11 protein-coding genes are annotated in these 11,006 nt (G+C 69.8%); 4 read left to right on the plus strand and 7 right to left on the minus strand.

Features of this window, described 5'->3' with window-relative positions; translation table 11 throughout:
* Nucleotides 1-12: 12 nt before the first annotated feature.
* The gene (locus Q664_RS35185; protein WP_043405950.1) at nucleotides 13-1,611 is read left to right on the plus strand and encodes a methyl-accepting chemotaxis protein; all 1,599 of its coding nucleotides are present in this window, start codon (nucleotides 13-15) and stop codon (nucleotides 1,609-1,611) included.
* Nucleotides 1,612-1,787: 176 nt separating this feature from the next.
* Here the strand turns inward: Q664_RS35185 and clpA are convergent, their stop codons facing one another.
* The 5 genes from clpA to Q664_RS35210 all read right to left on the minus strand — a co-directional run bounded on the left by clpA (nucleotide 1,788) and on the right by Q664_RS35210 (nucleotide 6,788).
* Complete coding sequence (gene clpA, locus Q664_RS35190; protein WP_043405953.1) at nucleotides 1,788-4,091, minus strand: ATP-dependent Clp protease ATP-binding subunit ClpA; 2,304 nt, start codon at nucleotides 4,089-4,091, stop codon at nucleotides 1,788-1,790.
* 4 nt (nucleotides 4,092-4,095) lie between these two features.
* On the minus strand, nucleotides 4,096-4,422 hold the full coding sequence (locus Q664_RS35195) for an ATP-dependent Clp protease adaptor ClpS (protein WP_043405956.1): 327 nt from the start codon (nucleotides 4,420-4,422) through the stop codon (nucleotides 4,096-4,098).
* Nucleotides 4,423-4,431: 9 nt separating this feature from the next.
* Nucleotides 4,432-5,610 carry a GNAT family N-acetyltransferase gene (locus tag Q664_RS35200; protein ID WP_043405959.1) on the minus strand — a complete coding sequence of 393 codons (1,179 nt, stop codon included), beginning with the start codon at nucleotides 5,608-5,610 and terminating at the stop codon, nucleotides 4,432-4,434.
* A gap of 157 nt (nucleotides 5,611-5,767) precedes the next feature.
* Nucleotides 5,768-6,208, minus strand: coding sequence for a hypothetical protein (locus Q664_RS35205; RefSeq protein WP_043405961.1), 441 nt, complete (start codon nucleotides 6,206-6,208; stop codon nucleotides 5,768-5,770).
* Between the two features lie 10 nt (nucleotides 6,209-6,218).
* Complete coding sequence (locus Q664_RS35210) at nucleotides 6,219-6,788, minus strand: DUF2378 family protein (protein ID WP_052519052.1); 570 nt, start codon at nucleotides 6,786-6,788, stop codon at nucleotides 6,219-6,221.
* A 187-nt stretch (nucleotides 6,789-6,975) separates the two neighbouring features.
* Here Q664_RS35210 and Q664_RS35215 point away from each other — a divergent pair, with 187 nt between their 5' ends.
* The 3 genes from Q664_RS35215 (at nucleotide 6,976) to Q664_RS59510 (ending at nucleotide 9,353) form a co-directional block, all read left to right on the plus strand.
* Nucleotides 6,976-7,536: a NifU family protein gene (locus tag Q664_RS35215; protein ID WP_052519053.1), complete on the plus strand. Its 561-nt coding sequence runs from the start codon at nucleotides 6,976-6,978 to the stop codon at nucleotides 7,534-7,536.
* A 143-nt stretch (nucleotides 7,537-7,679) separates the two neighbouring features.
* Nucleotides 7,680-8,393, plus strand: coding sequence for a class I SAM-dependent methyltransferase (locus Q664_RS35220; protein ID WP_043405984.1), 714 nt, complete (start codon nucleotides 7,680-7,682; stop codon nucleotides 8,391-8,393).
* A gap of 123 nt (nucleotides 8,394-8,516) precedes the next feature.
* The gene (locus Q664_RS59510; protein ID WP_043405964.1) at nucleotides 8,517-9,353 is read left to right on the plus strand and encodes a hypothetical protein; all 837 of its coding nucleotides are present in this window, start codon (nucleotides 8,517-8,519) and stop codon (nucleotides 9,351-9,353) included.
* A gap of 15 nt (nucleotides 9,354-9,368) precedes the next feature.
* Here Q664_RS59510 and Q664_RS35230 read toward each other — a convergent pair whose 3' ends face one another.
* Nucleotides 9,369-9,644 (minus strand): hypothetical protein, encoded by a 276-nt coding sequence (locus Q664_RS35230; RefSeq protein ID WP_152622519.1) that lies wholly within the window; start codon nucleotides 9,642-9,644, stop codon nucleotides 9,369-9,371.
* On the minus strand, nucleotides 9,641-11,006 hold a 1,366-nt coding region (locus Q664_RS35235), incomplete at its 5' end, for a protein kinase domain-containing protein (RefSeq protein WP_152622520.1). The genes Q664_RS35230 and Q664_RS35235, both read right to left, overlap by 4 nt.

The raw sequence follows: 11,006 nt of genomic DNA on the forward strand, positions 1-11,006 counted from the left end.
TGAGGAGCTTCCGTGAGCCCCCACGCCACCTCCAATAAATCGCTCGGCATTGGCCCCAAGATCGTCTTCATCACAGCGGGGGTCGGTGCCGCCATCGCCATCCTGCTCACCGTGGTCGCCGCCACCCGGCTGCGCGGCAACCTCGTGGACAGCACCGTCAGCGAGGGCAAGGCGATCGCCATCGGCCTGTCCGCCGCCGCCGAGCGGGCGTCGGCCGACGGTGCCACCTCGCTGCAGCCCCTGCTGGACACGTTCCGTGATGTCGAGGGCGTGGGCTACCTCTACGTGGTGGACAGCGCCAACAACGTCCTGGCCAGCACCTTCTCCAGCGAGTTTCCCCAGACGCTGCTGAGCGCCAACAGCCTGCAGCTCGGCGAGCTCACCAACGGCGAGCGCGTGAAGGTGAAGGAGCTGGTGGAGGTGCCCATCGACGGCAGGACCGTGGCCATCGCCGACGTGGCCGCCCCGCTGGCCGGCGGCATGCGCGGCGTGGTGCACGTGGGCATGAAGCACGACAACGTCGGCAGGCAGGTGGGCCGGCTGTGGTTCACCATGATGGGGCTGGGTCTGCTCATCGTCCTGGGTGGCATCGCGGCGGTGTCCATGCTGAGCCGCTCCATCGTGGCCCCGCTGCGTGAGCTGGCCGATGTGGCCTCCCACATCGTCGAGTCCGGGGACCTCACCCGGCCCATCCCGGTGGCCGCCTCGAGCGAGGTGGGCGTGCTCGCCCGCTCCTTCGCGCAGATGGTGGACCGCCTGCGCACGGTGACGCAGAACCTCCAGCAGGCCGCCGAGGCCCTCAAGGCCTCCACCGAGCAGCTCAACACCTCCGCCTCCGAGCAGTCGCAGACGGTCTCCCGTCAGGCCTCCGCCCTCCAGGAGACGCAGGTCACCGCCCAGGAAATCCGCCAGACGAGTCTCCTGGCCGCCCAGAAGGCCGACTCGGTGCTCTCCGTGGCCGAGCGCGCCGACGAGCTGAGCCGCGCGGGCGAGGCCGCCCTGGAGCAGACGCTCGTGGGCCTCAACGACATCCGCACCCAGGTGCAGGAGATCGCCCAGAAGATCCTCGAGCTGGGCGAGCGCACGGTGCAGATCGGCAGCATCACCCAGACGGTGAAGGACCTGGCCGACCAGTCCAACATGCTGGCGCTCAACGCCGCCATCGAGGCCGTCCGCTCCGGCGAGCACGGCAAGGGCTTCGGCGTGGTGGCCCGCGAAATCCGCGCCCTGGCCGACCAGTCCATCGAGTCCACGGACCGCGTGCGCGAGCTGCTGGACGATATCGGCAACTCGGTGGCCATGGCCGTGCGCATCACCGAGCGCGGCTCGCAGCGCATGGAGGCGGGCCTCGAGCAGGTGCGCACCTACGGCAAGAACCTGCGCGAGCTGTCCTCCATCATCCAGGACAACGCCGCCGCCGTCCGGCAGATCGCCGCCGCCGTGGGTCAGCAGAACGTGGGCATCAACCAGATCACCACCGCCGTGAGCGATCTGTCCAAGATGATGGACGAGACCGTGTCGCGCATCGGCGCCACCGGTGAGGCCGCCACCACCCTGCAGATCATCGCCGACCAGCTCAGCAGCGCGGTGAAGACCTACCGGGTTCAGTAGTCCCGCCAGGGTGGGTTGAAAAGACCAAGGGCCAGGGGAGGGGAGACCCTCCGACCTGGCCCTTGTCGTTTCCGGGAACCTCGACAACCCTCACCCCGACCCTCTCCCAGGGGGAGAGGGACAAACCTGGCTCCCTCTCCCTTTGGGAGAGGGCTGGGGTGAGGGTCTTCGCTTTTCTACGCCGCGGGCGCGGGCTCCGAAGCCGGCAGCGCCTTGAGCTTCAGGCCCTCGCCCTCCACGTCGAAGCGCGCGATGCCGCCGCTCGCCAGCTCGCCGAAGAGCAGCGCCTCGGCCAGCGGCTTCTTGAGCGTGTTGTCCACCAGCCGCGCCATGGGCCGCGCACCGAAGGCCGGGTCGTACCCGTGCTCCGCCAGCCACGCCCTCGCCGCCGGCGTCAGCTCCAGCTTCACGTTCTTCTCCGTGAGCATCTTCTGGAGCAGGCCCACTTCCTTGTCCACCACCTTGAGGATGACCTCGGGCGGCAGTCCGGAGAAGAGCACCCACCCGTCCAGGCGGTTGCGGAACTCCGGCGTGAAGGTGTTTTCAATCGCCTTCTTCGCCCGCTGCGCGTCCGCCGGCAGCTGCTTGTCGCCGAAGCCGATGGACTTGGTGCTCATCTCCCTCGCGCCCGCGTTCGTCGTCAGGATGAGGATGATGTTGCGGAAGTCCGCCTTGCGGCCGTTGTTGTCCGTCAACGTCGCGTGGTCCATCACCTGGAGCAGGATGTTGAAGAGGTCCGGGTGGGCCTTTTCGATCTCGTCCAGCACCAGCACCGCGTAGGGGTGCTTGCGGATGGCGTCGGTGAGCAGACCGCCCTGGTCGAAGCCCACGTAGCCCGGAGGCGCGCCGATGAGCCGGCTCACCGTGTGCTTCTCCGAGTACTCGCTCATGTCGAAGCGCAGGAACTCCACGCCCAGCACCGCGGCCAGCTGCTTGGCCAGCTCCGTCTTGCCCACGCCCGTGGGGCCCGAGAAGAGGAAGCTGCCAATCGGCTTCTCCGGCGCCCGCAGGCCGCTGCGCGCCAGCTTGATGGCGTCCACCACCGACTTGATGGCCGTCTCCTGCCCGAAGATGACCTTGTTGAGCTCCGGCTCCAGGTTCTTGAGCTGCACACCCTCGCTGGCGGACACGCTCTTGGCCGGAATCCGCGCCATCTTCGAGATGACGGACTCCACGTCCGCCACCGTCACCTGGCCGGTGCGCTGGCCCTCGGGCTTGAGGCGCTCGGCCGCGCCCGTCTCGTCCACCACGTCGATGGCCTTGTCCGGCAGGAAGCGGTCGTTGAGGTGCTTGGCGCTCAGCTCCGCCGCCGCCCGCAGGGCCTCCGTCACGTACTTCACCCCGTGGTGATCCTCGTAGCGGCTGCGCAGCCCCTCGAGGATGAGGATGGTGTCCTCCACGCTCGGCTCGCCCACCTCGATCTTCTGGAAGCGCCGGGACAGGGCCCGGTCCCGCTCGAAGGAGGCCTTGAACTCCTGGTACGTCGTGGAGCCGATGCAGCGCAGCTTGCCGCTGGCCAGCGCGGGCTTGAGCAGGTTGGACGCGTCCATGGAGCCGCCGCTGGTGGCCCCCGCACCGACGATGGTGTGGATTTCATCGATGAAGAGGATGGCGTCCGGGTGCTCCTGCAGCGCCTTGAGCACGCCCTTGAGGCGCTCCTCGAACTGCCCGCGGAACTTGGTGCCCGCCAGCAGCGCGCCCATGTCCAGCGAGAAGATGGTCGAGTTCTTCAGCACCTCGGGCACCTTGCCCTCGTGGATGTGCAGCGCGAGGCCCTCGGCGATGGCCGTCTTGCCCACGCCCGTCTCGCCCACGTAGAGCGGGTTGTTCTTCCGGCGCCGGCACAGCACCTGGATGGTGCGCTCCAGCTCCTTCTGCCGCCCGATGAGCGGATCAATGCGGCCCAGCTTCGCCTCGGCGTTGAGGTTGGTGGTGTAGGCCTCCAGCGGGCTCTTGCGCGGGCCCTCACCCTCCTCGTCGTCGCCCGTGGGCACGGCACCGCGGGGCTCGCCCCCACCCCCGGGGGACGAGGCGCCGTCCTTGGTGGTGCCGTGGGAGATGTAGTTGAGCAGATCCAACCGGGAGACGCCCTCCTCCCGCAGGAGGTAGAGGGCGTGGCTCTCGCTCTCGCGGAAGAGGGCCACGAGGATGTCACCGCCGTCGATGACCTTCTGCTCGGCGGACAGGGCGTGCACGGCGGCGCTGTGCAGCACGCGCTCCACGCCCATGGTCTGCTGCGGTTCGGCCTCCTCGCCCTCGGGGAGCCGCTCGACGGTCTCCTCCAGGAACTCCACCAGTCGCTCCTGGAGGCGCTTGATGTTGGCCCCGCAGGCCTTGAGCACTTCGCGCGTGCGGGGGTCCTTGGTGAGCGCGAGCACCAGGTGCTCGAGCGTCAGGTACTCGTGACGCATCCGGCTCGCCTCGTCCATCGCGTTCCGGAAGCTGTCCTGCAATGCCTTGGCAATCAGCGGTCCTGCCACGGTCTCAACCTTCCTCTGGTTCCATCGAGAGGCGCAGCGGGAAGCCATTCTCCCGCGCCGCCGCCTCCACGGTCCGTATCTTCGTCTCGGCGACCTCGAACGTATAAACGCCAGCCACGCCGATTCCGTTGTAATGAACGTGCAGCATGATCTGCACGGCGTCCGCCTCGGATTTGTGGAAGACCTCCTTCAGGACGGCCACCACGAACTCCCGGGTCGTGTAGTTGTCGTTGTGCAGCAGTACCTTGTAGAGGGTGGGCCGCTTGAGCTTCTTCTGCGGTACCGTCTCCGTGACAACGTTGGAATCCGGGTCGTACTTCTCTCGGGACATGGTCTCCCTCTAACGAGTAGGGGGCACCAACGGCCCCCGCTTGAATCCTGTTTCGGCCCGCCACCGGGGCAGGCCAGCCAGCACGGCCGCCCGTTCGTGCTCCAGGAAGGAGCGTACAGCCCGGTCGACCCCCGGGTGGAAGAGCAAGTGAGCACTCCAGGTGAGGCTCGGCTCGAAACCCCGGAGGAGCTTGTGCTCTCCCCCCGCGCCCGGCTCGAAGCGCTCCAGCCCCCGGGAGATGGCGTCCGCCACCGGATGGTAGAGGCACACGTTGAAGTGGAGGAAGGGGTGCTCCTCGAAGCAGCCCCAATAACGGCCGTACAGCGCCCGGGGCCCCACCAGGTTGAAGGCGCCCGCCACCAACCGGCCCTCGCGGCGAGCCTCCACCACCTCGCAGGCGTGCGGAAGGGTGGACAGCATCCGGGCGAAGAAGTCCCGGGTCAGCAAGCGCATCCCCCACGGATACTTGTCCACCGTGGAGGCATACAGGCGGTAGAGGTCGTCCGGTTGCACCTCGGACAGCGCCTGGCCCCGGAGGGTGCGCAGGGTGAGGCCCTGGGTGGCGGGGGCACGCAGCTCCCGGCGCAGCTGGTTGCGCCGCCGGGTGTGGAAGCGGCCGAGGAAGTCCTCGAAGGAGCCGTAGCCCGTGTTGCGCCACTGGTACTGCACGCCCAGACGCACCGCGTAACCGGCGGCCTCCAGGGCCTGGGTCTCGGCCTCGGTGGGGAAGAGGACGTGGACGCTGGAGAAGCTCCGGGCGCGGGCGTACTCGAGGGCGGCGCGGGCCAGCTCCGCTTCCCGGGCGGGCCGGTCCTCGCCGGGGGCCACCAGCAGCCGGCGGCCGGTGACGGGGGTGAAGGGCACGGCCAGCACCAGCTTGGGGTAGTAGCGCACGCCCAGCCGCTCGGCGGCGGTGGCCCAGGCTCCGTCCGCGACGAACTCCCCGTGGCTGTCGTCCTTGAGGTACGCGGGCGCCGCCGCCACCAGCCGGGCTCCCCGCCACAGCGTGAGGTGGTGCGGATGCCAGCCCACATGGGGCCCCACACTGCCACTCTCCTCCAGCGCCGCGAGGAAGGCCCACTCCAGGAAGGGGCGGCCCGCGTCGTCGAGCAACGCGTCCCAGGCTCCCCGGGGAACCTCGGTGATGGCGCGATGGATGCGCAGGGTGGGCGGCAGCGGGTCGGACATCGTCGAGCGGCCGCAGCCTATAACGTCCAGGCTTCCGACCCGCCAGCCCGCTCGATTCAGGGGAGGGCGCCCCGCCGGGCCCGGTCTTCCAGAAGTTGTCCAACAGTCGGACAAGTTCGCGCGAACCGCGCCCGGAAGGCAGGTCGGGGGCAGCGGCCTAGCGGCCCCGGGTGAGCTCGGCGGCGAGGAAGCGGCCCACCTCGGCCAGCCCGGCCTGGGCTCGTTCACGGCCCTCGGGCGACTCCATCACCCGGCGCGCGGCCTCGCTGGCGGTGCCGGCCTCCAGGTCCGCGAGCACCAGGAAGGCGCTCCACGCGGGGTTCAGCTCCGCCACCCGCCCGGGCCGCGTGGGCCGGTCCTTCAACGTGGTGGCCACCTTCTCCACCAGGCCCTCGTCATCGAGCCGCTTGGTCTTGCCCCGCATGGCCGTCCACGCCTCCTCCAGCAGCCACGGCAGCAGCCTTCCCTGGAGGGCGGCGGAGAGCCGCTGGGCGGCCTCGTCCTCGTCGATGTGGTGGGCGCGTGCGTAGGTGGGAATCAGCTTCGCCACCACCACGGGGCGCGTGGCCAGGTGCGCCAGCCGGGGAGGGTAGGCCATGGCGTGCCTCCTACCAGCGCACCAGGAGGCGGAAGCCCAGGTGGGAGCGATCCTCCACGCTCACGATGGGCTGCACGTGGGCCCGCTCCAGCGCCACCTCGAGCGCGCCGGCGATGAACTCCGGGCGGTTGTGGACGTCCGGAATGGTGATGCGCCGGGCGCGCTCGCCCACCGGCACCAGCTGCACCTCCAGGTCCGGCCGCCCCATCATCGCCAGGTAGCGCGGCAGCCGCTCCACCACGCGCGCCGGGCCAATCATGGGCAGTGCCACCGCGGCCACCCGCCCCACCAACGTGTTCGTGAAGCCCTCGGTCAGCTTGCGGCCGAGGATGCGGTAGGCGTCCGCGTCGCTCAGCTCTCCGTAGGCCAGGTCCCTGGCCAGCGCCACGCACCGCTTCCACACCTGCACCGGGTACTCCACCTCGGGGCACTTCGGGTCATACCCCTCGGCCTCCAGGGCCCGGGCCAGGTGGCTGTTCGGCTCCAGCCCTCGGACGAAGAGGCCCTCGAAGACACTCGAGGGGATGCGCGGCTGCGTTGCCACTCTGGGGGTCTGCGCCAGCAGACTCGGGCTCTCCATGGGACATCTCCCCCGGTTGGATTTCCAACCGTTCTCTCAGCTTATCATGCCCGGACGGTCTTCCACTGAAGTCGGGTAAAAATCTGATTGTCAGATAAAGCGAACCAGGAAGGGGATAACTCCCCCAGCTCCTGGTTGCCACCGGCGTACGGGCGGCTTAGAGGAAGGGCACAGGAGAAATTTCCAAATGTCGGTGAACATCCAGCTCGAGTGGACGCCCAACCCCAGCACGTTGAAGTACGTGGTGGACCGGCGGCTCGTGTCGTCCGGGGCGGTGAACATCACGAGCAAGCAGGCGGCGGAGGAGAAGTCGCCGCTGGCACTCAAGCTCATGGGCATCAAGGGTGTGACGGCGGTGATGGTGGGCAGCAACTTCGTCACCGTCACCAAGGGCGACGAGGGCGAGTGGGACGAGCTGAACGACGCGGTGATGGCCACGCTGGACGAGCACCTGACGGCGGGGCTGCCGTCGGTGAACGAGGAGGCGCTGGCGGCGGCGCGCACGGCGGTGGGGGCGGGCGGCTCGGTGGAGGCGCGCATCCAGGACATCCTGGACGCGGAGATCCGCCCGGCGGTGGCGCAGGACGGCGGCGACATCACCCTGGACCGCTTCGAGGAGGGCATCGTCTACCTGCACATGAAGGGCTCGTGCGCGGGCTGCCCCTCGTCCACGGCGACCTTGAAGATGGGAATCGAGACGCGTCTGCGTGAGCTCGTCCCCGAGGTCACCGAGGTGGTGTCCGTCTGAGGCGGCAGGTCAAAGGCAAGCAGGTCCGGCGGGAGCTGTTGCCGGACCAGTCGAAGGAGCTGCTGCGCGAGCTGCACCTGCTCACGCGCGAGGGCAACCTCAACGCGGACGCGCTGCGCAAGCTCAAGCAGGTCAACCACCTGGTGGGCCTGCTGCGGCCGGCGCTGGAGGACGTGCAGTCGCGGCATGGCGCGCCCGTGGTGGTGGACGCGGGCAGTGGCAACGCGTACCTGGGCTTCATCCTCTACGAGCTGTTCCTCAAGGACGCCGAGGCGGGCACGCTGCTGAGCGTGGAGGGGCGGCCGGAGCTGACGCAGCGGGCGAAGGAGCGGGCCGGGCGGTTGGGCTTCGGGCGGATGGAGTTCCAGACGGCGCACCTGGACGAGGCGCAGTGGCCCGAGCGCGTCCACGTGCTCATGGCGCTGCACGCGTGCGACACGGCGACGGACGACGCGCTGGCGGTGGCCATCCAGAAGGGCGCGGACCACGTGGCGGTGGTGCCGTGCTGCCAGGCCGAGGTGGCCCAGCAGCTCAAGGAGGCCCGGCAGTCGGTGGACCCGACGCTGGCGCTGCTCTACCAGCACGCGTGGCACCGGCGGGAGTTCGGCAGTCACCTCACCAACGTCATCCGCGCGCTGACGCTGGAGGCCTTCGGCTACCAGGTGACGGTGACGGAGCTGACGGGCTGGGAGCACTCGCTGAAGAACGAGCTGATTCTCGGCCGGCGGGTGCACCGGGAGAACCGGCAGGCGCGCGCGAAGCTGGAGGCGCTGCTGGGCTCCTTCGGGGTGCGGCCCAAGCTGGCGCGGGTGCTGGGCGTGGAGCCCGCGCCGCGGACACCTCCTCCTTCCTCCTGAGCGCGGCGGGCCCCGGGCCCGAGGCTCCTGGCGTGTCCACGCGCCGGGCCCGGGTGCGTGACCCGGGGTGACGTTCGCGGTAGGGTGGGGCACCGGACCTCCGCCGTCAACCCGGAGCCTCTCATGGGAAATGTGTTGTTCATGTCGATGCTGGGCGTGCTGCTGTGCGCCGTGATGTGGGTGCTCCTTCGGCTCGGCCGCAGGTGGCGGTACTACAATCAGGCCTGCGACCTGCTGGGCGAGGGCGGAGAGAACCAGCGGGCGGAGGCCCTCTTCCGGAGGGCGGCCCGGGGCCTGTACGGAACCCACCGGACGGCGGCGCTGGCGGGCGTGGGGCTGTGCCGCATGCAGCGGGGCGGGTACGCGGAGGCCGCGGCCGTCCTGGAGCCGCTCATGGCGCAGCGGCTGCCCCGCGCGATGCGGTTGGACGAGGTCGTCCTGCCCGGACACCTCGCGCTGTGCCTGGCCATGCTGGGAGAGACCTCGCGGGCCCGGCACTGGCTCGGCGTGGCCCACGAGCGCTTCGGTGGCCGGGTCACCTTCCTGGTGCTGCCCGAGGTGGCCATCCTCTGCCGCGAAGGGCACCTGGGCGCGGCGTTGAAGATGATGGAGGACTGCTGGCCGTTGCTGCTGGCCGACGGGCGCGTGTGCTCCCGGATCCGGCTGTTCCGGGCGTTCGCGCAGTGGAAGGTGGACCCCGAGCGCAATACCGACTTCATCTTCATGACGCTGCTGTCGCTCGCGCCGCTTCCGGAGTGGGAGATGACGTTCTGCCGGGAGCACTGGCCGGTGCTCGCGGACTTCATGCAGATGGGCAATGAGCTCGTGGCCCGCCAGGAGGCGCAGCGGCTCCAGAGGGAAGCGGAGTGGGCGGCCCGGTACGCGGAGCGGGATCGCGAGCTGGCGGCCAGCAACCGGGAGCCGCCGAAGCCGGACGGCGACGACGGCTCTTCCGGGTGAAGCGCTCGCCCGCGCCTAGTCTTCCGGCTTCGGCCTGGTGCCCGGCTCCCGGAAGACGAAGCGCTTGACGGCGGCGAGTGGAGACCAGTTGGAGATGTAGACGGCGCCCGGCTCGGAACTGGAGACCTTCTCCAGTCCGTCCTCCTCCGAGGTGCCCAGGATGAAGCAGACGGGGTACGTCTTCCCGTCGGGCGTCTGGGCCCGGTCGTACCGGCCATAGACGTTGGTGCCCTGGGTGAAGAGCTCGCCGAAGAGCAGGGTCCCCTCGGTCAGCTCTCCAAGACCGGTCACCACCCTGCTGACGATGGGACCGGAGCGGACGAGGGGGGGGGTCCCTCACCCTGCCGGAGGTCGACGATGACGGTCGGGCCATATCCCCACATCTGGTCGAGCGTCTTCATCGCGGCGCGCGCTTCGGCGGGGCAGTCGCTCTCGGCGGGGCGCCGCTGGGCACCGGCGCAGGCCAGGCCCACGCACAAGGCGGTGGTGCCGAGCACCCTGCCCGGGGTGCCAGACAGCTGCCGAGGGGGCTCGCTGGGGGTTGTCGGCGGGAGTTTCTTCAAGAGGGTACCTTTCGTGGCTCGTGCCTTCCCGGAGGAGGCAGCCGTGGGGGTTGACTCCAGAGGTAGTGGAGCCGTGGCCGACCCAGCATGGGAGATTTCCAATGTCCGCGCCACTTCGCCACTCCCGGGCGGGATGACCTCCGAGGAGTGCCGGGGCCGTGCCCAGAGGCCGGCCAACGCCAGGCCGAGCCCCAGCGCCATGGCCAGTCCCCCCACCCGGAGGGCACGGCCGCGTCCTCGGCTTCCTGGGGATGGCGAGGGCTCCCTGGCCCGTTGTCCTCTTCCCCGACGCCCGGCGGATGGGTTGCCCGCGAGGAGCATGAATGGGGGACGGGTGGCCGTCAGGGGCCGGGTGGGGAATGTCGGACGGCGGATGCGCCGGCCGGGCGCCTCGCCGTCCCCGTTCGCAGGGACAGGCTCCCATTCGAAGAGGCTCGCCTCCCATTCTCCACGCTTGCCGAAGGCCGCCGCCGCCATCAGCGCCTCGTGCACCGCGGCGCCATCGCGGTAGCGCTGCTCCGGGTCCTTGGCCAGCATGCGCATCAGCACGTCACTCAGCGCCCCGGGCACCCGGCGGTTGAAGTCCCGGGGCGCGTGGGCCCGGTGGTGGGCGATCATCACCGCCAGGAAGTCCCCCGGCATCTCGGGGTTGAAGGGGTAGTGCCCCGTCACCGCGCGGTACAGACTCACCCCCAGCGCGTACAGGTCATCCGCGGCGCCCACCGGGTACGGCTCGCTGGCGTGCTGGCCTCGCTTCATCCAGAAGCGCATGGCCTCGGGACTGCGCAGGTGCGCCGTGCCCGGCGGCAGGGACGTAGGGGTCAGCGGGCTCGCACCCTCGTAGACTCCAATGCCGAAGTCCACCAGCACCGGCTCCCCGTCCGGCTCGCGGATGAGGATGTTCTCGGGCTTCACATCCCGGTGAACCACGCCCCGGGTGTGGAGCTCTCCCAGTGCCAGGGCCATCTTCGCCCCCGCCTCGGCGAATCGGAGGAACGAGGGGTTGTGCGTCTCGGCGTACTCGTCCAGGGGAAGGCCGGGCACGAGGTCCATGACATGGTAGGTGTGCCCCTCGACCGGATCCGGCCAG

It is taken from the genome of Archangium violaceum Cb vi76, from assembly GCF_000733295.1.
Classification (GTDB): Bacteria; Myxococcota; Myxococcia; order Myxococcales; family Myxococcaceae; genus Archangium; species Archangium violaceum.